The organism is Actinomadura harenae (genome assembly GCF_003696215.1).
Taxonomy (GTDB): Bacteria; Actinomycetota; Actinomycetes; order Streptosporangiales; family Streptosporangiaceae; genus Spirillospora; species Spirillospora harenae.
Genome location: NZ_RFFG01000002.1, coordinates 18,888 through 42,568, shown reverse-complemented (window position 1 = coordinate 42,568; position 23,681 = coordinate 18,888). Strand labels below are relative to the sequence as shown.

At 69.7% G+C, this 23,681-nt stretch carries 21 protein-coding genes and 1 tRNA gene; 20 read left to right on the top strand and 2 right to left on the bottom strand.

What is annotated here, in order from left to right; genetic code table 11:
* Window positions 1–917: 917 nt before the first annotated feature.
* Window positions 918–1,988, bottom strand: a complete 1,071-nt coding sequence (locus EBO15_RS01230) for an adenosine deaminase (RefSeq protein ID WP_122192408.1) — start codon at window positions 1,986–1,988, stop codon at window positions 918–920.
* A gap of 307 nt (window positions 1,989–2,295) precedes the next feature.
* On the bottom strand, window positions 2,296–3,507 hold the full coding sequence (locus EBO15_RS01225; protein WP_122192407.1) for a pyridoxal phosphate-dependent aminotransferase: 1,212 nt from the start codon (window positions 3,505–3,507) through the stop codon (window positions 2,296–2,298).
* 241 nt (window positions 3,508–3,748) lie between these two features.
* Between EBO15_RS01225 and EBO15_RS01220 the strand changes: the two genes are divergently transcribed.
* The 20 genes from EBO15_RS01220 to EBO15_RS01125 all read left to right on the top strand — a co-directional run bounded on the left by EBO15_RS01220 (window position 3,749) and on the right by EBO15_RS01125 (window position 23,322).
* Window positions 3,749–3,821: transfer RNA gene (locus EBO15_RS01220), tRNA-Trp, on the top strand.
* Between the two features lie 102 nt (window positions 3,822–3,923).
* On the top strand, window positions 3,924–4,172 hold the full coding sequence (secE, locus tag EBO15_RS01215) for a preprotein translocase subunit SecE (protein ID WP_122192406.1): 249 nt from the start codon (window positions 3,924–3,926) through the stop codon (window positions 4,170–4,172).
* Between the two features lie 172 nt (window positions 4,173–4,344).
* Window positions 4,345–5,274, top strand: coding sequence for a transcription termination/antitermination protein NusG (gene nusG / locus EBO15_RS01210; RefSeq protein ID WP_122192405.1), 930 nt, complete (start codon window positions 4,345–4,347; stop codon window positions 5,272–5,274).
* Between the two features lie 317 nt (window positions 5,275–5,591).
* Window positions 5,592–6,023, top strand: coding sequence for a 50S ribosomal protein L11 (gene rplK / locus EBO15_RS01205; protein ID WP_122192404.1), 432 nt, complete (start codon window positions 5,592–5,594; stop codon window positions 6,021–6,023).
* 163 nt (window positions 6,024–6,186) lie between these two features.
* Complete coding sequence (gene rplA, locus EBO15_RS01200; protein ID WP_122192403.1) at window positions 6,187–6,909, top strand: 50S ribosomal protein L1; 723 nt, start codon at window positions 6,187–6,189, stop codon at window positions 6,907–6,909.
* A gap of 274 nt (window positions 6,910–7,183) precedes the next feature.
* Window positions 7,184–8,047: a LolA-like protein gene (locus tag EBO15_RS01195; RefSeq protein WP_122192402.1), complete on the top strand. Its 864-nt coding sequence runs from the start codon at window positions 7,184–7,186 to the stop codon at window positions 8,045–8,047.
* 323 nt (window positions 8,048–8,370) lie between these two features.
* Window positions 8,371–9,255 (top strand): DUF6612 family protein, encoded by an 885-nt coding sequence (locus tag EBO15_RS01190; RefSeq protein WP_122192401.1) that lies wholly within the window; start codon window positions 8,371–8,373, stop codon window positions 9,253–9,255.
* A gap of 301 nt (window positions 9,256–9,556) precedes the next feature.
* Window positions 9,557–10,159 (top strand): 50S ribosomal protein L10, encoded by a 603-nt coding sequence (gene rplJ, locus EBO15_RS01185; RefSeq protein ID WP_122192400.1) that lies wholly within the window; start codon window positions 9,557–9,559, stop codon window positions 10,157–10,159.
* A 66-nt stretch (window positions 10,160–10,225) separates the two neighbouring features.
* Complete coding sequence (gene rplL, locus EBO15_RS01180; protein ID WP_122192399.1) at window positions 10,226–10,612, top strand: 50S ribosomal protein L7/L12; 387 nt, start codon at window positions 10,226–10,228, stop codon at window positions 10,610–10,612.
* A gap of 633 nt (window positions 10,613–11,245) precedes the next feature.
* Window positions 11,246–12,322, top strand: a complete 1,077-nt coding sequence (locus EBO15_RS01175) for an ABC transporter ATP-binding protein (RefSeq protein WP_122192398.1) — start codon at window positions 11,246–11,248, stop codon at window positions 12,320–12,322.
* Between the two features lie 11 nt (window positions 12,323–12,333).
* Window positions 12,334–13,215 carry an MlaE family ABC transporter permease gene (locus tag EBO15_RS01170; RefSeq protein WP_378238787.1) on the top strand — a complete coding sequence of 294 codons (882 nt, stop codon included), beginning with the start codon at window positions 12,334–12,336 and terminating at the stop codon, window positions 13,213–13,215.
* Window positions 13,216–13,217: 2 nt separating this feature from the next.
* On the top strand, window positions 13,218–14,066 hold the full coding sequence (locus EBO15_RS01165; RefSeq protein WP_122192397.1) for an MlaE family ABC transporter permease: 849 nt from the start codon (window positions 13,218–13,220) through the stop codon (window positions 14,064–14,066).
* Between the two features lie 7 nt (window positions 14,067–14,073).
* A complete protein-coding gene (locus EBO15_RS01160; RefSeq protein ID WP_122192396.1) occupies window positions 14,074–15,444 on the top strand; it encodes an MCE family protein in 1,371 nt (456 codons plus the stop codon).
* A complete protein-coding gene (locus tag EBO15_RS01155) occupies window positions 15,441–16,478 on the top strand; it encodes an MCE family protein (protein ID WP_122192395.1) in 1,038 nt (345 codons plus the stop codon). Before EBO15_RS01160 ends, EBO15_RS01155 begins: the two co-directional genes overlap by 4 nt.
* Window positions 16,479–17,573: an MCE family protein gene (locus EBO15_RS01150; protein ID WP_122192394.1), complete on the top strand. Its 1,095-nt coding sequence runs from the start codon at window positions 16,479–16,481 to the stop codon at window positions 17,571–17,573.
* Window positions 17,574–17,597: 24 nt separating this feature from the next.
* Window positions 17,598–18,854: an MCE family protein gene (locus EBO15_RS01145; RefSeq protein WP_233615847.1), complete on the top strand. Its 1,257-nt coding sequence runs from the start codon at window positions 17,598–17,600 to the stop codon at window positions 18,852–18,854.
* Window positions 18,851–20,185: an MCE family protein gene (locus tag EBO15_RS01140; RefSeq protein WP_122192393.1), complete on the top strand. Its 1,335-nt coding sequence runs from the start codon at window positions 18,851–18,853 to the stop codon at window positions 20,183–20,185. Before EBO15_RS01145 ends, EBO15_RS01140 begins: the two co-directional genes overlap by 4 nt.
* Entirely contained in the window at window positions 20,182–21,645 is a 1,464-nt protein-coding gene (locus EBO15_RS01135) for an MCE family protein (protein ID WP_122192392.1), read from the top strand. Before EBO15_RS01140 ends, EBO15_RS01135 begins: the two co-directional genes overlap by 4 nt.
* Before the next feature lie 55 nt (window positions 21,646–21,700).
* Entirely contained in the window at window positions 21,701–22,231 is a 531-nt protein-coding gene (locus EBO15_RS01130; RefSeq protein ID WP_122192391.1) for a hypothetical protein, read from the top strand.
* On the top strand, window positions 22,228–23,322 hold the full coding sequence (locus EBO15_RS01125) for a hypothetical protein (RefSeq protein WP_122192390.1): 1,095 nt from the start codon (window positions 22,228–22,230) through the stop codon (window positions 23,320–23,322). The genes EBO15_RS01130 and EBO15_RS01125 overlap by 4 nt, the downstream gene beginning before the upstream one ends.
* Window positions 23,323–23,681 lie beyond the last annotated feature (359 nt).

The following is a 23,681-nucleotide window of genomic DNA, read 5'->3' as shown; positions in this document are numbered from 1 at the left end:
GCCCTCCCACACCCGCGCCCACCGCCAGATCGACCTACTCGCCACCTCACACTCACGTCACACCCGCACCCACCGTCGCCCACTCGCCCCTAAACCGCGGTGCGGGTCCGTGAGGTGCTCCAGGACGAGTACCTCGGGTGCACGCTCCTGGATCGCCGCGCCTGCCAACCCGCTCGCCTCCAACCGGGGCAGAGGCTGGCCAAGAAGCGGCCATACCCTGGCCGGAGCCACCAGCGAAGCGGCGCTCGCCAAGCGGCGCTCGCCAAGCGGCGCTCGCCAAGCGGCGCTCGCCAAGCGGCGCCCGTCGTGTGACGCCGCCGTGTGGCGCCCGCCGTCCCGTGTCTGCGTCCGGCGCACGCCAGCCGATGCGCTCCAAGCGACGCCTGCCGTTCGGTGTCGGCGCTCGCCGTTCGGTGTTCGCCGTGCGGCGTCTGCCAACCCGGCATCCGCCGTGCTGTGCGCATCACACGTGCTTGTTGCGCACGGGTGAGCAGGGCGAGGTGCTGAATGCTCGCCCACGTCCCGTTGGGAAACGAACTCGACGACGTCCCTTCAGAGTCTCGATCTCGGGACGGGCTGGGCCTGGCCACGCGACCGGCCGTCTATGACCTGTCGCGGGCCTTGGACGGGGGCCTGCGGATGACGTACGTGTGGCTGGGCGCGTGTGGACGGCGCCTCTACACGCGCCGCTTCCGTGCGCGTTGGCCCTGCACGGTGTCCCTCTGTGCGGGCTCCGGCGCACCATCTGTGTGCGCGGCCCCACTCGCACCACCCGGGCGCGCCGCTCTGCACGCCCTTGGAGTGCTGAGAGCTCTTGCGTTCGCCTTTGCCAGTGGCTGTGGGGGTAGGGGCTCTGCGGGGGTGTGTCAGGGGCGCGGTGGGCTTGGGGGTTGGGGAGGGGGTGTTGCTGGGGCGGGTCAGGCGGGGGTGGTGGTCAGCCAGGTGTCGATTTGGGTGAGGAGGCGGGTTCGGAGGGAGGTGGGGGCGGCGGAGGCCTGGATGGAGTGGCGGGCGAGGTCGGCGAGTTCGTGGTCGGTGAAGTGGTGGACCTCGCGGGCGAGCTCGTACTGGCGGGCCAGGCGGGAGCCGAAGAGGAGGGGGTCGTCGGCGCCCAGGGCGAGGTGGGCGCCCGCCTCGTAGAGGGTGCGGAGGGGGACGTCGGACGGGGTGGAGGCGACGCCGAGGCTCACGTTGGAGGAGGGGCAGACCTCGAGGGCGACGCCGCGGTCGGCGATGCGGGAGAGGAGGCGGGGGTCCTCGACGGCGCGGACGCCGTGGCCGATGCGGTCGGCCTCGAGGGTGTCCAGGCACTCGCGGATGCTGGTCGGGCCGAGGAGCTCGCCGCCGTGCGGGACGGACAGGAGGCCCGCGCGCTTGGCGATGCGGAAGGCGCCGTCGAAGTCGTAGGCGCGGCCTCGGCGTTCGTCGTTGGAGAGGCCGAAGCCGACGACGCCCTGGTCCACGTAGCGGGTCGCGAGGCGGGCGAGGGTCTTGGCGTCCAGGGGGTGGCGGGTGCGGTTCGCGGCGATGACCACGCCGATGCCGACGCCGGTGGCCTGCTCGGCCTCGCGGGCGGCCGACAGCACCAGTTCGACGGTGGGGGTGAGGCCGCCGAAGCGGGCCGCGTAGCCGCTCGGGTCGACCTGGATCTCCAGCCAGCCGGAGCCCTCGGCGGCCTCGTCCTCGGCGGTCTCGCGGAGCAGGCGGCGCAGGTCGTCCGGGGACTGGAGGACGGACCGGGCGATGTCGTAGAGGCGCTGGAAGCGGAACCAGCCGCGTTCGTCGGTGGCGTGGAGCCGGGGCGGCCAGTCCTCCACGAGGGCGTCCGGCAGGTGGACGCCGTACCTGTCGGCGAGCTCCACCAGGGTCGAGTGACGCATCGAGCCGGTGAAGTGCAGATGCAGGTGGGCCTTGGGGAGCGTCGCCACCGGGCGCGGGCGCGGAGTCTCGAACAGCGGGGACGCGACGGACGTGGTAGGGGCCTCCATGAGCCAATGTTGCCGGATCCGAGCCGGTGGGGAACCCACGGCTCACCGGGATCATCAGTCAGGACTACCCGCCATGACCCGTTGCGGCCATGCGCCACATGATCCTTTAGTGGGCCCGGACGGACGCCTCCCCGCGTCGAAAACCCCTCAGCGCAGGGCGAGATGAAGATTTGCGACGTTGGCGGACGAAGTAGGTCGTGACGCGCGAGTGCGCCCGTGATGTGTGGAAAATCACTCCAGGCGTTCCGGTGCGGGCACGGGAAAGCCCCGGCCCGAAAAACCGGGGCCGGGGCTTCGCGAGCACGGGTCAGTGGGCCTCGTTGAGGAGCTTGGCGACCCGGGAGACGCCCTCGACGAGGTCGTCGTCGCCGAGCGCGTAGGAGAGGCGGAAGTAGCCGGGGGTGCCGAACGCCTCACCCGGGACGAGCGCGACCTCGGCCTCGTCCAGGATCAGGGCGGCCAGCTCGACCGAGGACTGCGGGCGCTTGCCGCGGATCTCCTTGCCGACCAGCTCCTTGACCGACGGGTAGGCGTAGAACGCGCCCTCCGGCTCGGGGCAGAAGACGCCGGGGATCTCGTTGAGCATGCGGACCATGGTCTGGCGGCGCCGGTCGAACGCCTTGCGCATCTCGGCGACGGCCGACAGGTCGCCGGTCACGGCGGCGAGCGCGGCGGCCTGCGAGACGTTCGCGACGTTGGACGTGGCGTGCGACTGCAGGTTCGCGGCGGCCTTCACGACGTCCTTCGGGCCGATCATCCAGCCGACCCGCCAGCCGGTCATCGCGTAGGTCTTGGCGACGCCGTTGAGCACCAGCGTCCGGTCGGCGATCTCGGGCACGACCACCGGCATCGAGTGGAACTCGGCGTCCCCGTAGACCAGGTGCTCGTAGATCTCGTCGGTGACGACCCAGAGGCCGTGCTCGGCGGCCCAGCGGCCGATCGCCTCGATCTCGTCCCGCGAGTAGACCGCGCCGGTCGGGTTGGACGGCGAGACGAACAGCAGCACCTTGGTCCGGTCGGTGCGGGCGGCCTCGAGCTGTTCCAGGGTGACCCGGTAGCCGGTGGTCTCGTCGGCCACCACGTCCACCGGGACGCCCCCGGCGAGCTTGATCGACTCGGGGTAGGTCGTCCAGTACGGCGTCGGGACGATGACCTCGTCGCCCGGGTCGAGGAGCGTCGCGAACGCCTCGTAGACGGCCTGCTTGCCGCCGTTGGTCACGAGCACCTGGGCGGCGTCCACCTGGAGGCCGGAGTCGCGCAGCGTCTTCTCGGCGATCGCCTCGCGCAGCTCCGGCAGGCCCCCGGCGGGGGTGTACTTGTGGAAACGCGGCACGCGGCACGCGGTCACGGCCGCCTCGACGATGTAGTCGGGCGTCGGGAAGTCGGGCTCGCCGGCGCCGAACCCGATGACCGGACGGCCCGCCGCCTTCAACGCCTTGGCCTTGGCGTCGACGGCCAGCGTGGCGGACTCGGAGATGGCGGCGATGCGCCGGGAGATGCGGGGACGCTCAGTGCTCATGTCCGTAACGTTACCGAGGCCCGGGCATGACTTCAGCGAGATATCCGCAGCCGTTGTGGCAGGTCGGAGAGACATGCCGGGGGAGGTTTTCCGTTTCCGGTTCGACGGGAGGGCGTTCGGGGCCGTAGACTCCACTGCCTAGTGACGCGTCACCGGGATACGGCCCTGTCCGCACGAGCCGTAAGCTGGGACCGGCACTAACCGATCCGCGAGGGTCGGTGTCTCCCCCGGGAGGCGTTGAAGGGCAGTGGCTCAATTGGTAGAGCTCCGGTCTCCAAAACCGGCGGTTGGGGGTTCGAGTCCCTCCTGCCCTGCGAGGTGCGGTGCGCGCTTCCCGCGCGGCCACGGGCTGCCGGGGTCCGCGCGAACAACCACGACGTGGTTGAACACGACCTACCGAGGTGAACGGCGGCACAATGGCGACTGAGACGCGCGGCGAGGCCGCGGCCAAGGACGAGGACAAGTCGAGCTCCGCGCCCAAGCGGACGACTCCCGCGCTCTTCGTGCGCCAAGTGATCGCCGAACTGCGCAAGGTCATCTGGCCGACGCGCCGTGAGCTGATCACCTACACCACGGTCTCCTTGGTCTTCGTTCTGGTCATGGTCGCGCTCGTCGCGGGCATCGACTGGGGTCTGCAGAAGGGCGTGTTCTGGCTCTTCGGCTGATCCCCGCAGACCGCGGGACGCACGCCCGTCGCGTGCCCCCATCGCCGGAGGCGTGACCTCCGGCGCCGCCTCCGCGGTCAGCGTCAGCAGAACAGAGTCGACCAGCCCCCCGCGTCCGGTCCACCGCCGGAAAACTCCAGTCCGAGCCAGTCCGAGAAGAAGGATCAGCACCGTGTCCGAGTCCTCACAGCCCAACGACGAGGCCATCGAAGAGGCCCAGTCCGCTGCGGCTGACGCGGCCGAGCCGACGGACGAGGCGGCCGACGCCCCCGTCGACGGTGCCGCGGACGTCCCGGCAGGCGAGGACGCCGCCGCGGAGGGCGATGTCGCGGAGGCGGAGTCCGCCGGGCAGGCCGACGAGGCCGCGCAGGCGAGCGAGACCGAGCAGGCGAGCGAGACCGAGCAGGCCGACGAGGCTGATGAGGCCGTCGAGCGGGCTGACGGTGAGCAGGCCGACGGCGAGCAGGCCGACGGAGAAGAGGCCGACGAGGCTCCGGCCGGGCCGCCGGCCGACCCCTACGCCGAGTTCAAGATGCAGCTCCGGCTCCAGCCGGGCGACTGGTACGTCGTGCACTCCTACGCGGGGTACGAGAACCGGGTCAAGACCAACATCGAGACCCGTACCCAGACGCTCAACATGGAGGACTACATCTTCCAGATCGAGGTTCCTCAGCACGAGGTGACCGAGATCAAGAGCGGCAAGCGGCAGAAGGTCAACGAGAAGGTCCTGCCGGGTTACATCCTGGTCCGGATGGAGCTGACCGACGAGTCGTGGGCCGCGGTCCGCAACACGCCGGGCGTCACCGGGTTCGTCGGCCTGTCGAACAAGCCGTCCCCGCTGAGCCTGGACGAGGTCGCCAAGCTGCTGGCACCGGAGCCGGAGGAGACCCCGGAGACCAAGGCCAAGGAGACCGCCAAGATCGCCAGCACCGTGGACTTCTCGGTCGGCGAGTCGGTCACCGTCATGGACGGCCCGTTCGCCACCCTTCCGGCCACGGTCAACGAGATCAACATCGAGCAGCAGAAGCTCAAGGTGCTGGTCTCGATCTTCGGCCGCGAGACCCCGGTGGAGCTCTCCTTCAACCAGGTCTCCAAGATCTGACGAGGCTTTCCGCGAACGCTCCCGCCGCCACCAGGCGCGGGGGCGTTCCGCTTTTCCCGGCCGAACGCGGCGGGTTCCGCGTCCCGCTGGACGAGTCGCTCCACCGGATCGCCTAGACTTGCTGGTCGGCCCCGCCACGGCGGGGAAGGCTCCACATGGCGCGGACGGGTCGCACGACCCCCGCACCGGCGCCCCGCGTTCGGCGGGATGACGGAGCCGCCACTTCCCGGCTTCTACACGGCGGGCACGTCCCGGCCGCCGTGTTGCCCGTACCCACGGGAGTCGAAGCCATCGCGAAACGGGACAGAGGAGGGCGCATGCCTCCCAAGAAGAAGAAGATCTCCGCGATCGTCAAGGTCCAGCTGCAGGCCGGCCAGGCGACCCCCGCGCCGCCCGTCGGTACCGCGCTCGGTCCGCACGGCGTCAACATCATGGACTTCTGCAAGCAGTACAACGCTGCCACGGAGTCCCAGCGCGGCAACGTGATCCCGGTCGAGATCACGATCTACGAGGACCGCTCGTTCACCTTCGTCACCAAGACCCCGCCGGCCGCCCAGCTGATCCTGAAGGCCGCGGGCGTCGAGAAGGGCTCGGGCGAGCCGCACAAGACCAAGGTCGGCAAGGTGACCCGCGACCAGATCCGCGAGATCGCCACGACCAAGATGCCCGACCTCAACGCCAACGACCTGGACGCCGCCGAGAAGATCGTCGCCGGCACCGCCCGGTCCATGGGCATCGTGGTCGAGTAGTACCCCGGCGCCCGCCTCGTGCGGGCGCCACCGCCCGCCGACCCGCGGGCACCGGCCGTCCACCGTTCGGGTGGGCGGCCACCCGTCCGCCTCGCGCGGACGTCACGAAAGGCAGTGGAAGGGCCGCTGCGAGGCCCGCACCACGATCCCCTGAGGAGGGAACATGAAGCGCAGCAAGGCGTACCGCGCCGCTCTGGAGAAGATCGAGAAGGACCGTCTCTACACCCCGGCCTCCGCCGTGAAGCTGGCCAAGGAGACCACGGCCACCAAGTTCGACGCGACCGTCGAGGTCGCCCTGCGCCTGGGCGTCGACCCGCGCAAGGCCGACCAGATGGTCCGCGGCACCGTCAACCTGCCGCACGGCACCGGTAAGACCGCCCGCGTGCTGGTCTTCGCCGGTGGCGCCAAGGCGGACGAGGCCCGCGAGGCCGGCGCCGACATCGTCGGCTCGGACGACCTGATCGAGCGGATCCAGGGCGGCTTCCTGGACTTCGACGCCGTCGTCGCGACCCCGGACCAGATGGGCAAGGTCGGCCGCCTGGGCCGCGTGCTCGGCCCGCGTGGCCTCATGCCGAACCCGAAGACCGGCACCGTCACCATGGACGTGGCCAAGGCCGTCACCGACATCAAGGGCGGCAAGATCGAGTTCCGCGTCGACCGGCACTCGAACCTGCACTTCATCATCGGCAAGTCGTCCTTCTCCGAGCTTCAGCTGGTGGAGAACTACGCCGCCGCGATCGACGAGATCATGCGACTCAAGCCGTCCGCCGCCAAGGGCCGGTACGTGAAGAAGGCCGCGATGACCACCTCGATGGGCCCGGCCATCCAGGTCGACCCGAACGTGGTCCGCAACCTCACCGCCGAGCTCGAGGGCTCCGACGCCTGACGGAACCTCACGGTGGAGGCGCCGGACGGAAGCCGCCTGACGGACCGTCCGGCGCGCCGAGAGCGCTGAAGAGGACGTCCCCGGACACCGGGGGCGTCCTCTTCGTATTACGGGACGGAACCGGCGCATGATGGTCTTGTGGGGTACGCCGGTGGTCGTACCCGGGGGGCAGGTGTTCGTACCACCGGGGGATGCGGAGCGGTGGCGCCCCCGCGCAGACTGAAGGTCATCAAGCAGTGGGATGCATGCAGTGAGACCAAGGAGGCACCTTTCCATGAAGCGCCGAATCGCCGTGGCCGCCGGCGTGACCTCCGTCGGTGCCGTCCTTCTCCTGTCGGGGTGTGGCGGGACGGAAACGAAGGCCGGCTCGACCGGTGACATCAAGCTCACCGCGGCCGATGCCGTGATCAAGGCGTCCGAGAAGACGGGTCAGGCCGACACGTTCAAGGCCGACCTCACCGTCAACGGCTCCGCCAAGGGCGGGTCGGTGCACGCGACCGGGCAGTTCCGGCTCCGCCCGACGCTCGAGTTCGACGCCACGCTCGACAACGCGTCCAAGGGCGGGCAGAGCCTGTCCGGCCTGAGCGGGCAGGCGATCTTCACCGGGGACACCTTGTACGCCAAGGTGCCCCAGCAGTTCAGCCAGTTCGTGGGCGGCGGCAAGCCGTGGGTGAAGATCAGTGTGGCCCAGGCCCAGCAGCAGTCCGGAATGGACCTGCGCGGCGTCATCGACCAGATCCAGCAGGTCGACCCGGCCGAGCAGACCAAGATGTTCACCGCGTCCAAGGACGTGCACAAGGTCGGCACCGAGTCCGTGGACGGTGTGCAGACCACGCACTACCAGGGCACCGTGACGGCCAAGGAGGCTCTCCAGCAGCTCAACGCGCAGCAGCGCGCGAACGCCCAGAAGTGGCTGTCCCGGGCCGGGAACTCCGACAGGAAGATGAACTTCGACCTGTGGGTCGACTCGTCCAACCTGCCGCGCAAGATGGTCACCAAGGGCGCCGAGCCCACCGGTGACGGCGGCACGGTGACCGTCCTGTACCGCGACTACGGCAAGTCCTTCAAGGTCAGCGCGCCGCCGTCCGACCAGGTCGGCGACTTCTCCCTGCAGGGCCTGTTCGGCAAGCACAACTGATCCGGTCCGTGTGATCGGAGGCGGCCGCCCGCGTGACCTTCCGCGCGCGGCCGCTCGTTCGTCCCGGACGGCCGGGCCCGACTGACCGGACCCCGCTGACCGGACCCGGCTGACCGGACCCGGCTGACCGGACCCGGCTGGCCTGCCCGATTCGTCTGGACGCGCTGGGGGTGCTCGTGCCCCTCCTGAATCGCCCGGTCGTGTCTCGGTTCTTCCTGGGCCCGGAGGCGTGCGCGTCCGGTCTCGATGACGCTCCTGTCGGTGGCCTCCCGTATAGTGCCGGGTCCCGTGATCATGGGGATCGTCGACAAGGGAGCTCGGTCATGAAGCGTCGTCTCGCCGCCGGAACCGCCGTATCGGCGGGGCTGGTCCTCTCACTGACCGGCTGCCTCGGCGACTCGGGCGGTGGCGACAAGGCCGGCGCTGGGGCCGAGGGCGGCAAGAGCGTGGTCCTCGCCGCGGACATGATGCGCAAGTCGTCCGATACGACCTCGAAGGTGGAGACCGTCAAGGCGGACGTCCAGACCGAGGTCACGGCGCCCGGAACGGGCAAGACGGTCACCATGCACATGCGGATGGACTCGAAGCTGCGGCCGGAGCCCGCGTTCCGGATGACCATCGACTCGATGAACATGGGCGGCACGAGCGTCGGCGGCCAGGGCGGCATGGAGCTGATCATGGTCGGCCACGCCGTCTACATGAAGTCGGCGCTGTTCGCGCAGCTGACGCACGGCAAGCCGTGGCTGAAGATCTCCTCGTCCGAGCTGGGCGCGGCGTCCGGTCAGAACTTCGACCAGCTGATCGAGCAGCAGAAGCAGGCCGACCCGGCCGAGCAGACGAGGATGTTCACCGCGTCCAAGGACGTCCGCGAGGTCGGCAAGGAGACGGTGAACGGCGTCGAGACGACCCACTACCGGGGCACGGTCTCGCTCCAGGAGATCGAGGCGAAGCTGCCCGCCGCGTCGCGGCCGCAGCAGATGAAGAGCTTCCAGAAGCTCGGGCTCCAGTCGCTGGCCTTCGACCTGTGGGTGGACGGCAAGCAGCTTCCGGCGAAGGTCGTGGTCAAGTCGCCGGAGGGCGCGTCCACGAAGATGAACACCACGGTGGTCTACAGCGGCTGGAACACCCCGGTGACCGTCACGGCGCCGCCCGCCTCCGAGGTCGGCCCGATGCCGAAGCTGCCGAGCCTCGGCGCTCCGGGGGCCTGACCCGGCCTGAGGGCGCCTCCGCGGGAGGGGCCCGGCCTGCGCGATTTGGCACCGGCGGCCTTGGGCACGTACTCTGTGCACTGCCGAAGACCGCCGGTCGCCGTTCCTGTGTTCGCACAGCGAACGGCCGAAGGACTCGGCCTCCGATTCGTCGGGGGACGAGCGGCCCGCGTAGGTGAGACGAGAGCTTCTCGCATGACTTTCCCGTGGTCGTGCCCGACGCCCCGTGCGCCTACGCCGGGGCGTTTTTGCTTTCTTCGCCCCGGCGGCTTCCCACCCAAGGTAATCGGAAGGAGGCCACATGGCTAAGGCCGACAAGGCCACGGCGATCGCCGAGCTCAAGAACGACTTCGAGAGCTCGAACGGCGCCGTGCTGACCGAGTACCGCGGGCTCACGGTCGCCCAGCTCAAGGAGCTGCGCACCAACCTCGGTGAGAACGCGAAGTTCTCCGTGGTGAAGAACACGCTGACCAAGATCGCCGCTGGTGACGCCGGTGTCGACGAGGACTTCAAGAACCTTCTTGAGGGCCCGTCCGCCATCGCGTTCGTCCAGGGCGACGTGGTCGAGGCCGCCAAGGGCCTGCGCGACTTCGCCAAGGCGAACCCGCTGCTGGTGATCAAGGGCGGCTTCATCGACGGCAAGTCGATGGACGCCACCGAGATCTCCAAGCTCGCGGACCTCGAGTCCCGCGAGGTTCTCCTCGCCAAGCTCGCCGGCGCGATGCAGGCGTCCATGGCCAACGCCGCGGCCCTGTTCAACGCGCTGCCGACCAAGGCTGCCCAGCTCGCGGAGGCGCTGCGCGCCAAGCGCGAGGAGGCCGGCGAGACGGCCGAGGTTCCGGCCGCCGACGCCGCCGCCGAGGCTCCGGCCGAGGCTGCTGCCGACGAGGCGTCCGCCGAGTAACGGTCCGCCCGGACTGAGACCCGCGGTCATCACTGACCACACCTACCAAGCCACGGAGGAAACATCATGGCGAAGCTCAGCACCGACGAGCTGCTCGAGGCCTTCAAGGAAATGACCCTGCTCGAGCTCTCCGACTTCGTGAAGCTGTTCGAGGAGACCTTCGACGTCAAGGCCGCCGCCCCGGCCGCCGTCGCCGTCGCCGCCGCCCCGGCCGCCGGCGGTGCCGCCGAGGCCGAGGAGCAGGACGAGTTCGACGTCATCCTCGAGTCGGCCGGCGACAAGAAGATCCAGGTCATCAAGGAGGTCCGCGCCCTGACCTCCCTGGGTCTCAAGGAGGCCAAGGACCTGGTCGACGGCGCGCCGAAGCCGCTGCTGGAGAAGGTCGCCAAGGACGCCGCCGAGAAGGCCAAGGAGGCCCTCGAGAAGGCCGGCGCCACGGTGACCGTCAAGTAACACCCTTAAGGCACTCGTCAGAGCGTCTTTCGCGCGAGGCGGTCGTCCCACATTCGTGGGGCGGCCGCCTCGCCGCTTTTACGGGGTGTTTCGGCCGTCCGCGGTGTTCCGGACATGGGGCCGGGCTCGTGTGCGCACGATGTGAGCGTCCGGGACGGCGAAGTTATCCACAGGTGAGCGCACCGGTTGTGCGGGCTCTCGCACGCCGCGTAGCGTCGCGGGGGTCAGGGGAGGCGAAAGTTTCCCGAAGATTCCTCCGATACCCGCCTTGAAGTGCTGGTTCTCGGAGCAGTAGTGTCTCCCGCGATGTAAGTAACGATTGTCTTACGAGGTCGCTTTTCGTCGCAGTTGCGGGCTCGTGCCTCTTCCATTTCGGGCGCGGACCGCTACGGTAGTGGCACCCGCCACAGCTACCGGACGGTAGTAACCGGCCCGGTACCGGACGTCACGGTGGCTGTCATGGCGGCTGTCACGCGGCGAACCCCCCGGTGAGCCGGCGGGCACGACGGACAAAGACATCGGACAACTACACGGCGATCCCGTCCGCGGCGCGGCGGCGCGGGACCGCACCCCGCCTGAGTGCTACTCGCTCATTGGTTCCGGATTCCCCCCGGCCTGGACGAAAGGTGACGAGTGGGCGTCGAGATCAGAGTCGAGGGGCTGACCAAGTCCTTCGGCCGCCAGGTCATCTGGCAGGACGTGTCGCTGAGCATTCCCGCAGGAGAGATCTCCGTCCTGCTGGGCCCCTCCGGCACGGGCAAGTCGGTCTTCCTGAAGTCGCTGGTGGGGCTGTTGAAGCCCGACCGCGGCCATATCTACATCGGTGACCGTGACCTGCCCTATCTTCCCGAGCACCAGCTCTACGAGACCCGCAAGTTGTTCGGCGTCCTGTTCCAGGACGGCGCGCTGTTCGGGTCGATGAACCTGTTCGACAACATCGCCTTCCCGCTGCGCGAGCACACCCGCAAGACCGAGGCCGAGGTCAAGCGGATCGTCCTGGAGAAGATGGACCTGGTCGGCCTGATGGGCGCCGAGGGCAAGCTGCCCGGTGAGATCTCCGGCGGGATGAAGAAGCGCGCCGGGCTCGCCCGCGCGCTGGTGCTCGACCCCGAGATCCTCCTGGTGGACGAGCCCGACTCCGGTCTCGACCCGGTCCGCACCGCGTTCCTGAACCAGGTGTTCATCGACCTGAGCGCGCAGCTCGACTGCACGTTCCTGATCGTCACCCACGACATCAACACGGCCCGTACCGTCCCGGACAACATCGGGCTGCTCTACCAGCGGCACCTGGCGATGTTCGGGCCGCGCGAGATGCTGCTGTCCAGTGAGGAGCCGGTCGTCCGGCAGTTCCTCAACGCGAGCAAGGTCGGTCCGATCGGCATGTCGGAGGAGAAGGACGCCTCCGAGCTCGAGGCCGAGGCCAAGATGGGCCTCGACTCGGGCAAGCTGCCGCCGATCCCGCCGCAGCAGATGCCGAGCAACGGGCTGGTCCGCCGCGGCCAGCACGCGCCCGGCGCGTGGTGCGCGGCGCACGGCGTCACCCCGCCGCCCGGCTCGTTCATCGACGAGCTCGGCCGCAACTGGGTGGACGAGTGGCCGCGGTACGTCGCATCGATGCAGGCCGGGCAGGCCGCGGGCGCCGCGGGGATCACCCCGCCCGGCGGCTTCCCGCCGCCCGCGCCGGGACCGGGCGGTGCCGGGTACCGATGACGACCGACGGCATCACCCCGGGGGGCATCGGGGGATCGTCCCCCTCGGGTCGTTCGACCTCCCGGCGCGCGCGCCGCGCCGGGGGAGGAGGAGGCGGCTCCGCCGCTCTCCGCAAGATCTCCGACGGCGCGGTGAACGTCGCCGTCAAGGAACCCGGCCGCTTCTTCGCCCTGTGTCTCGACACGTTCCGGGCGATCTTCAGGTGGCCGTTCCAGTGGCGCGAGTTCATCGAGCAGTCCTGGTTTATCGTCAGCGTGACCGTCATCCCCACGATGCTGGTCGCGATCCCGTTCGGCGGCATCCTGTCGTTGCAGGTCGGCGGGCTGATCCGGCAGCTGGGCGCGCAGTCCTATACGGGCGCGACCGCGGTGGTCGCGATCGTCCGCGAGGCCAGCCCCCTGGTGACCTCGCTGCTGGTCGCGGGCGCGGCCGGGTCGGCGATGTGCGCCGACATCGGCTCGCGGAAGATCCGTGAGGAGATCGACGCGATGGAGGTGCTGGGGATCAACCCCCTGCACCGCCTGGTCGTCCCGCGCATGTTCGCCTGCGCGTTCATCGCGCTGTTCCTCAACGGCCTGGTGTCGGTCGTCGGCCTCGTCGGCGGCTACGTCTTCAACGTGATGCTGCAGAACGGCACGCCCGGCGCGTACCTGGCGTCGTTCAACGCCATCGCGCAGCTGCCCGACCTGCTGCAGGCCGAGTTCAAGGCGTTCGTGTTCGGCATCACCGCCGGGCTCGTCGCGGCTTACAAGGGCCTGAACGCCAAGGGCGGCCCGAAGGGCGTGGGCGACGCGGTCAACCAGACCGTCGTCATCACCTTCATGTTGCTGTTCGTGGAGAACTTCATCATCTCCACGCTGTACTTCCAGTTCGTCCCGTCGAAGGGCATGTGAGCATGGCCGCCCAAGGAAGGACGGGAAGGGCCGTCAGGACCGCCGTCAACGCGCCGCTGGCGCGCCTCGACGACTTCGGTCACCAGATGTCGTTCTACGTCCGGGCGTTCGCCTGGACGTTCCGGGTGCTGCGCCGCTACCGCACCGAGGTGCTGCGGCTGCTCGCCGAGGTGTCGCTCGGCACCGGCGGGCTCGCGGTGATCGGCGGCTCGGTGGTGATCGTCGGGTTCATGACGTTCTTCACCGGTTCGCAGGTCGGACTGCAGGGCTTCAACTCGCTGAACACGATCGGCGTCTCGGCCTTCACCGGGTTCGTCGCGTCCTACTTCAACACCCGTGAGATCGCGCCGCTGGTGTCGGCGCTGGCGCTGTCGGCGACGGTCGGCTGCGGTTTCACCGCGCAGCTCGGCGCGATGCGGATCTCGGACGAGATCGACGCGCTCGAGGTCATGGCCGTCCCGTCGATGCCGTTCCTGGTGACCACCCGCATGATCGCGGGGATGGTCGCGGTCATCCCGCTGTACGTGGTGGGCCTGCTGGCGTCCTACGGCGCGACCCGGATCGTGGTCACGCTGTTCTACGGGCAGTCGACGGGCACCTACGACCACTACTTCCATCTGTTCCTACCACCGAACGACATCCTGTGGTCGTTCGGCAAGGTCATCGTCTTCTCGGTGCTCGTGATGCTGATCCACTGCTACTACGGCTACAACGCCAGCGGTGGTCCCGCCGGCGTCGGTGTCGCGGTCGGCCGCGCGGTCCGCACGAGCATCGTCGTGATCAACGTGGCCGACCTGCTGCTCGGCATGGCCATCTGGGGTTCCAGCATGAACGTCCGGATCGCGGGGTGACCGGGCGATGACCACCCCCGCACCCCCTACCCCCGCACTCCCCGTCGGACCCCCGCGACGCACCGGTTTCACCGAGCGCACGCGGTCCCGCCTGCTCGGCCTCTCGATGATCGTCGTGATCATCCTGCTGGTCGTCCTCACCATCGGCTTCTACGAGAAGGTCTTCACGCCCGTCCTGAAGGTGCGGGTGGAGGGCGCGCGCGCCGGGTTGCAGCTGCTGCCGCACTCGGACGTCAAGGTTCGCGGCCTGATCGTCGGCGAGGTGCGCGGCACCCACGCCACCGCGAACGGCGCGACCCTCGACCTGGCGCTCGACCCGGACAAGGCCAAGCTGGTCCCGGCGAACGTCCAGGCGCGGCTGCTGCCGAAGACGCTGTTCGGCGAGAAGTACGTCGACCTGGAGATCCCGTCGCAGCCGGGCGCCCTCGGGCTGAAGCGCGGCCAGGTCATCCAGCAGGACCGGTCGCAGGCCGCGGTCGAGATCGACCAGGTGCTCGACAAGCTGCTTCCGCTGCTCCAGGCCGTCCGGCCGGAGAAGCTGAACACGACGCTGAACGCGCTGGCGACGGCGCTCCAGGGCCGCGGCGACCAGATCGGCCGCGACCTGGAGGAGGCCGACTCGCTGCTGGCGAAGGTGAACCCGCAGCTCGGCACGCTGGTGCACGACCTGAACGCGCTGTCGGCGACGTCCGAGATCTACGCGGACGCCACGCCCGACCTCACCCAGGCGCTGCGCAACCTCAACGTCACCAGCAAGACGATCACCGACAAGAAGCGGCAGGTCGAGGACCTGATCCCGATGGTCACCGGGTTCGCCCGCGACGGCACCCGGTTCGTCCAGGACAACGGCCCGAAGATCATCGGCTTCAACGTGGCGAACCGTCCCGGCCTCGAGCTGCTGTCGTACTACTCGCCCTCGCTGCCGTGCGTGTTCAACACGTTCCAGAAGATCAACCCGGAGATGGAGCGGGTCGCCGGCGGGAACGGCGGCACCACCTTCAACCTCACGATCGAGATCGTGAAGCCGCGGCCGGCGTACAAGTACCCGCTGGACCTCCCCGAGGCCAAGGACCGCCGCGGCCCCCGCTGCTACAACCTGCCGAACCCGAAGGTCCCGTTCCCGGACTACCTCGCGCGGGACGGCACAGAGGACGACCTGTGGTGGAAGAACCCCGACCCGGCCAACGCCTCCGCCACGGGCGCCGGCCGCGGCCGGGCCGTGTCGGACGTCTTCGTGGACCCGGGCACGATGAGTGAGAAGGACAAGATCAAGAGCATCGTCGGCCCGGCCACGCACACCCCCGCGGACCAGGTCACCGACGCCGTCCAGCTGTGGTGGGGCCCGCTCATGCAGGGATCGGTGGTGAACGTCCGATGAGAGGCAGGACGCTCTCCGCCGGCGTCAAGCTGGTGATCTTCGTGGTGCTCACCTCGCTGGCCACCGGCGTGCTCGCGATGACGATCAGCAACCTGCGGTTCGCCGACACGCGCAGCTACAAGGCCCTGTTCAGCGATGTCACGGGCCTGCTCGACAAGGACGACGTGCGCGTCGCGGGCGTCCGGGTCGGCCAGGTCGAGAAGATCAGGCTGACCCGGGACAACCAGGCCGAGGTCACCTTCTCCGTCGAGAAGGGCGGGGTGTTCGCGAACGGGCTGCCCTCGTCGACGCAGGTCAACGTCCGATACCGGAACCTCATGGGGCAGCGGTACCTGTCGCTGACCGAGGGCCCGGGCACGGTCGGGCAGACACTGCGTCCGGGCGGGACGATCCCGGCCGCGCAGACCCACCCGGCGCTCGACCTGACCGTCCTGTTCAACGGGTTCCGTCCGCTGTTCAAGGCGCTGGAGCCGCAGGAGATCAACAAGCTGGCGTTCGAGATCGTGCAGACCCTCCAGGGCGAGGGCGGCACGGTGAACAGCCTGCTCACCCATGTCGCGTCGCTGACCAACACGATCGCCGACCGCGACAAGGTCATCGGTGACGTGATCACCAACCTGAACAGCGTCCTCGGGACGATCGACGACCGCCACCAGCAGGTGGAGCAGGTCGTCGGCGACCTGCGCTCGCTGGTCAGCGGCCTGTCGAACGACCGGGAGGCGATCTTCCAGTCGGTGGACGCCATCAACGGCCTCACCGGCACCACCGCCGACCTGCTGAAGGACGCGCGGCCGGACCTGAAGAACGACATCGCCGGGCTCCGTCAGCTGGCCTCCACGTTCGACCAGAACCAGGACGCGCTGAACACCCTGTTCCAGCGCAGCCCGCTGCGGCTGCAGCGGCTGGTGAACATCTCGTCGTACGGCTCGTGGTTCAACATGTACATCTGCGGTCTCGACGCGCGGGTGCGGCTGCCGGGCGGTCCGGTCTACCAGACCCCGGCGATCGTGAACGAGAACGCGAGGTGCAAGTAGATGAGGATCCCCTTCCGGGAACGCAACCCGGTCCCCATCGGGCTCACCGCGTTCGCCGTGATCATCACCGCGCTCGTCCTCGCGATGAACCTGGAGAGCATCCCGTTCGTCGTGGGCGGCACGACCCACACCGCCTCGTTCGCCGAGGCCGCCGGGCTGAAGCCGGACGAGGAGGTGCGGATCGCGGGCGTCAAGGTCGGCAAGGTCGAGTCGCTGTCGCTCCAGGGCGACCACGTCAAGGTCACCTTCCGGGTGAACGACGGGGTGCGGCTGGGCGACCAGACCCGCGCCGAGATCAAGATCAAGACGCTGCTCGGCTCGCACTTCCTGGCCCTCGACCCCCGCGGGTCGGGGCGGCTCGGGAGGAACATCCCGGTCGAGCGGACGGCCACGCCGTTCGAGGTCGTCCCGGCGATCAGCCAGCTGAGCCAGCAGATCAGCCAGATCGACCACGTCCAGGTCGCCAAGTCGTTCAACGTCCTGGCCGACACGTTCAAGAACTCCGGACCCGAGGTGCGCGCGTCGCTCCAGGGACTCCAGCGGCTGTCCAAGACCGTCGCCTCGCGCGACGACCAGCTGCACGAGCTGGCGGGCAAGGCCAAGAACGTCTCCCAGATCCTCGCCGACCGCAACCAGGACTTCGCCAAGCTCATCCAGGACGGCGACAAGGTGCTGGCGGCGGTGCAGGCGCGGCGGACGGTGATCCACCAGCTGCTGGTGAACACCGTGGCGCTGTCGGAGCAGGTCAACGCCCTCATCCGGGAGAACCGGGCACAGCTCAGACCGATGCTGGACAACCTGCGGAACGTGACGGCGCTGCTCGTCCGGAACCAGGACAACCTCGACAAGATCATCAAGCTGTTCACCCCGTACGCGCGGCAGTTCACCGACGTCACGGGCACCGGGCGCTGGTTCGACAGCTACATCCAGAACCTCCTCCCGATCCCGGCCTCCATCCAGAACCCTCCGTCCGGAGCCACCGGCCAGGGCGGCCCGTCCGGCAACGGGCAGCAGGGCAACGGACAGCAGGGCAACGGCCAGCAGGGCAACGGCCAGTCGGGCGGCGGCAAGAACCCGCTGCCGTTCCTCCCGTGATCGCGACCAGGCAGGTGCACCACCGTGCGTAACTCAGGACTGATCCTCCGCATCGGCGGGGCGATGCTCGCCCTCGTCGTCGTGGCGGCCGCGGTCGTGCTGCTGCTGAGCGAGCCCAAGCAGAAGCACGTGACGGCGTACTTCACCCGCAGCGTCGGCCTGTACAAGGGCGCGGACGTGCGGATCCTCGGCATCCCGGTCGGCAAGGTGACCAAGGTCCAGCCGGTCGGGCCGGCGGTCAGGGTCGAGATGACCTACGACGCCAAGTACAAGGTGCCGAGCGACGCCTTCGCGGTCATCGTCAACCAGACCCTCGTCGCCGACCGCTACGTCCAGCTCACCCCCGTCTACAAGGGCGGCGCCACGCTGCCCGACCGGACGACCCTCACCACCGCCCGCACCCAGGTGCCGGTGGAGGTGGACGAGGTCGGCTCCAGCCTGAGCGACCTCAGCAAGGCGCTCGGGCCGCAGGGGGCGAACAAGGACGGCGCGTTGTCCCGGCTGCTCCAGGTCGGCGCCGACACCCTCCAGGGCACCGGCGACGACGTGAACGCGACCATCCACGACTCGTCCAAGGCGCTGAGCACGCTCAGCCAGGACCGCGAGGACGTGGCCAAGACGATCGCCAACCTCAAGGTGATCACCGACACGCTGCGCCAGAACGACGACCAGGTGCGGTCCCTCACCGGGCATCTGAACTCGGTGTCCGGGCAGCTCGCGGGGGAGAAGGACGACCTGACCGCCGCGCTGCGCACGCTCGGGCCGACGCTCCGGAACGTCCAGCAGTTCGTGAAGGAGAACCGGGACGGGCTGTCCACCGACGTCCGGCAGCTGGCCCAGATCACCGGGACGCTCGTCAAGGACAAGGACTCCCTGGCCGAGCTGCTGACGACCGCGCCGCTGGCCATCAACAACCTGGCCCGCGCGTACGACCCGATCAGCGGCACCATCCACAACCGGGCCGACCTGCGGCAGTTCCACGACCTGGCCGACTGGGTGTGCTCGCTGGCCTACTCGGTCGGGGCCCCGCCCAAGCAGTGCCTGGACTTCGTCAAGCCCTACAACGGCATCGGCAAGGCCCTCACGGGCCTCAGCCTCGACCTGTCCTGGATCACCGCTCTGACCACGCACTACGACCCGGTCCCGATCCCGCCGGACGCCTACGGCCCCGGCGAGGAGCGCCCGTCCACCAAGGGTGGGACGGGCAAGTCCGGAAAGACCGCCAAGCCGTCCACGACCAAGCGCGACTTCACCGCCCTGCTGCCGGGAGGTACCCGATGACCCGCCGGTCGTTCCGGTCTCCCCTCGGCCGCGGGACGCTCCGCGCCGCCGGGGCACCCGGCCGGGCCAGGACGCCCGTCCGCCTGGGCGTGGTCGCGCTCGCGGGCGCGACGGCCCTGTCGGGCTGCTCGTTCCGCGGGGTCGACTCGATTCCGCTGCCGGGCGGTCCCGACCTCGGCTCCCACCCGCGGACGCTGAAGGTCGAGTTCGGCAACGTGCTCGACCTCGTCCCGCAGTCGGTGGTCAAGGTCAACGACGTGTCGGTCGGCAAGGTCGACGACATCAAGCTCGGCGGCGGCCAGGAGGGCTGGCACGCCATCGTCACCGTCAAGATCCGCTCGGACGTGAAGCTGCCCGAGAACGCCTACGCCCGCATCGGCCAGACGTCCCTGCTCGGTGAGAAGTTCGTCGAGCTGGACGAGCCGCCGGTCGGCGAGCCGGCCCGCGGCGAGCTGCGCGGCGGGGCGCTGATCCCGCTGTCGCGCACCAGCCGGTCCACGGAGATCGAGGAGGTCCTGTCGGCCATGTCGCTGCTGCTCAACGGCGGCGGGCTGGAGCAGGTCACCACGATCACCCGGGAGCTGAACGCCGCGATGAGCGGCCGCGAGTCGACCATCCGGTCGGTGCTCCAGCGGATCGACACCTTCGCCGGGACGCTCGACCGGAACCGTCCGGCGATCATCAAGGCCCTCGACTCGCTCGACCGGCTCACCGCCAAGCTGGCCGCCGAGCGCAAGACGATCAAGGCCACGATCGACACCACGGGCCCGGCCATCACCGTCCTGAAGGACAACCGGGCCGACCTCACCGAGATGCTGGTCGCGCTGGACAAGCTCAGCAGGGCCACGACCAGCGTGGTGAACCGGTCGCGGGACGACCTGCTGGCGAACCTCAAGACGCTCGACCCGCTGCTGCGCAACCTCAACAAGGCGGGCAGCAGCCTGCCGCGCAACCTGGAGACGCTGCTCAGCTACCCGTTCCCGGCGACGTTCGGGAACGTCATCCGGGGCGACTACGGCAACATCCGGCTGACGATCGACCTGGACTTCCAGAACATCGCCCACAACCTGCTGGGCGGCACCGACCTGGAGGGCCTGGCGGGCGGCCAGCAGATGCGGTCGATGCTGAAGGTCCCGAACGTCACGCTGCCGCGGACGCCGCTCGGCATCCTGCCGCAGATGCCGTCCGGGGGCGGCCTGCCCGGCCTCGGCGGCCAGACGGGCCAGAACACTGGAAACACGGGCAAGACCGGTCAGACCGGCACGCCGAAGCCCAAGGCGCTCCGCGGCCCGGGCGACCTGCACACGCTGATGACCGGGGGCCTGTCGTGATCCTCAAGCGCGGCGTCAAGATCCAGCTCATCGCCTTCGCCCTGATCACGATCATCGGCATCACGACCGTGTCGGTGAAGTACATCGGGTTCGGGAAGAAGGCGCTCGGGCAGCAGTACTTCGCCTACGTCGACCTCAGCGACTCCGGCGGGGTGTTCACCAACGCCGAGGTCACCTACCGGGGCGTCCCGGTCGGACGCGTCGGGCCGATCCAGCTCACCCAGGACGGCATCAAGGTCAAGCTGCTCCTCGACAAGGGCCACCGGATCCCGCGCGACGGCACCTCCGCCATCGTCGCGAACCGGTCGGCCGTCGGCGAGCAGTACATCGACCTGGAGCCGAGCCGGAACGGCGGCCCCTACCTCGACCAGGGCAGGCCGTACACGATCCCGCGGCAGCAGACGCGGATCCCGGTCTCGACCGAGGAACTGCTGCGCAACGTCGACCAGCTCGTCGGCTCGGTGGACCCGAAGAACCTCGGGACGATCGTGGACGAGCTGGACAAGGCGTTCTCCGGCACGTCCACCGACCTGCAGAAGATCCTCGACGACACCGACCGGATCCTGAAGACGGCGGACAAGGCCTACCCGGACACCAAGGCCCTGCTCGACAACGGCCGGGTCGTCCTGGACACGCAGGCCGCCGAGGGCGCCAACATCCGCGGCTTCGCCCGCAACCTGAACAGCCTGAGCGCCACGCTCCGGGACAACGACGGAGCGATCCGCGACGACATCGCCGCCGCCCCCGGCGCGATCACCCAGGCGGACGGCACCATCAAGGACCTGGCCCCCACCCTGCCGGTGATGCTGGCCAACCTGACCACCACCGGGCAGATCATCGCCGCCCGGCGGGCCGGCCTGCGGTCCCTGATGATCCTCTACCCGGTCACGCTCGCCGGAGTGTTCACCGTCATGCCGGGCGACGGCACCCAGCACCTCGGCCTCGCCCTCAACATCGACTCGCCTCCGCCCTGCACCCAGGGCTACGAGAAGACCCCGCACCGCTGGCCCCAGGACACCCGGGACCGCATGCCCGACCTGAACACCGGGTGCAAGGCGGCGCACAACGCCCCCACCGACGTGCGAGGCGCGCGGAACTTCCCGAAGGACGCCCTCGAGCCGACCCCGAAGGTCCCGCCGGGCGCCACGTCCGGCGCCGGCTTCCCGGCGGGCGGGGCGTCGGGCAGGACGTCCGACGCGTCCGCCGGCAAGGGCGGGGACGACCGGACGTCCGCCGCGGGCTCGGGCCCCGCGACGAGCCCGATGGGGCAGCTGACCGGCGTCAACGTCCCGGTCGCCGACGGCACCGTGGAGCTCGCCGGGTACGATCCTTCGACCGGCGTGGTCTACGGACCGGACGGCCGCCGCTACGGGCTCGGCAACACCGGCGGACAGCAGCGGCTCCTCGGGGACGCCTCCTGGAAGATGCTCCTGCTCGGCCCCCTCATGGGCGGGAAGTGACCGCCCGGCCCGGGCCCGGAGCGAGCCCCCTCAACGCGATGAAGGAGACGACGCGATGAAGTACGGCGCGACCGACGCGGTCGACGCCGCGGCGTCGCGGGGCGGTGGCGGCGTGTCGATCGCCGCGATCGTCCTGGGTGTGCTGGCCGCCGCCCTGGCGGTGGCGACGGTGTTCGCCGGCGTCCGGTACTGGTCGGCCGGCAACGAGTCCGACGACCGCAAGGGCGTCCTCCAGTCGGCCCGGCAGACCGGGGTGAACCTCGCGAGCATCGACTACCGGACCGTCCAGCAGGGCATTGGGCGGGTCACCAGCGGGATGACCGGCGACATCAAGGCGCAGTGGGCCACGCAGGCCAAGCAGATCGCCGACATCGCCACCAAGTCCCAGTCGACCTCGTCGGTCCAGCAGGTCCACGCGGGCATCGTGTCCATGGACGGGGGCTCGGCCGAGGTGATCGTCTCGATCTCCGCGACGACCACCAGCCCGAAGGTGCCGAACGGCCAGCCGCGCTACTACCGGTTCGCGATGGACATGTCCAAGGTCAAGGGCAAGTGGCTCGTGTCGAAGATGGGAATGGTCCCGTGACGACCGACATCAACGCCGAGGAGCGGGCCCGCCGGGCCCAGGAGGCCAAACTCAAGGCCGAGATCACCCGCCGGATGGCCGAGGAGGCCGCCCGAGAGGCCGAGGAGGCCGAGCGGGAGGCGGAGAAGGCCGCAAAGTCCGGGGACGCCCCGGAAGCGCCTGAGAAGCCCGCTGAGGCCCTTGCGGACGCCAAGCCCGCCGAGGCCGCGGACAAGGACGACGAGCCCGCCTCGGACGAGGACTCCGCGTCCGCCACCGAGCCGAAGCCCGAGCCGAAGCCCGAGCCGAAGGACGTCGAGAAGGCCGACGACACGCCGGACGAGGACGCCGAGCCGTCCGCCGACTCCGAGACGATCACCGGGGACGCGCCGAAGCCCGCCAAAGACGCGGACACCGGCGCCGAGAAGGCCGACACGCCCGGGGACGAGGTCGAGGACGCCCCCGAGGCGGACGACGGGAAGTCCAAGGGCGGGAGGCGGAAGCGCGCCTCCCGGGCGAAGATCATCGCCGTCGAGGACGACGAGACCGACGAGACCGACGAGGTTCCCGGGACCGAGGCCGCCACGACGGCGAAGGTCGAGAAGCGCCGCCGGACGCGCGGGCTCCTGTCCTCCGTCAGCGGGACGGTCTGGGCCCTGATCGTGGTGAACCTGGCCCTCGCGGTCGCGCTGGGCGGCTTCCTGTACGGCGCGTCGACGACCAAGGGCGGTGTCGGCGACAAGGAGGGCAAGCAGGTCCAGTTCGCCGCGACCCGCGCGGCCGAGGACATCTCGTCCTACGACTACCGGACGATCGACTCGGACCTGAAGCGCGCCGCCGGGCACACCACCGGCAACTTCAAGACCCAGTTCGACCAGCAGATCACCCAGGTGAAGACCAGCGCCGTGCAGCAGCAGGCGGTGGTCGAGGGCCAGGCGGTGAAGACCGCCGTGGAGAGCGTGGACGGCGACAAGGCGATCGCCCTGGTCTACCTGGACCAGACGACCGCCAAGCAGGCCACCGCGTCCCGCACGCCGAACCAGTACACACTCCGCATGGTCATGAAGAAGACCAAGGGGCAGTGGCTGGTCTCGGACCTCCAGATGCTCTAACCGCCGCGGCGCCCCACAGCGGCCACGCGCGACGTCCCACGGCAGCCATCTGCGGCGTCCTGCGGCGGCCGGGCCACCCTCCGGGGCGGTCCGGCGAACCGCCCCGAAAGTGCGGCGCGGCAGGGCCGGAATCAGGACCCGCCACGGCGCGTCATGTCGAGCGACCTCCCCTCCCGGGACGGTCGCTCGACGCGTTTCGGCACGCCGTCGCGCCGCCCTTGCGGGGGAGCCCTCGCGGGGGCTCTAAACTATGGCCTTCCTCACTGCAGGTCAGAGCCCGAAAAGTCCAAGTGCGCTCTTGACTAGTCGGGCGGGAAGAGCGATGCTCGCAGGCGACTGTGATGCATACTGCGGCGCTG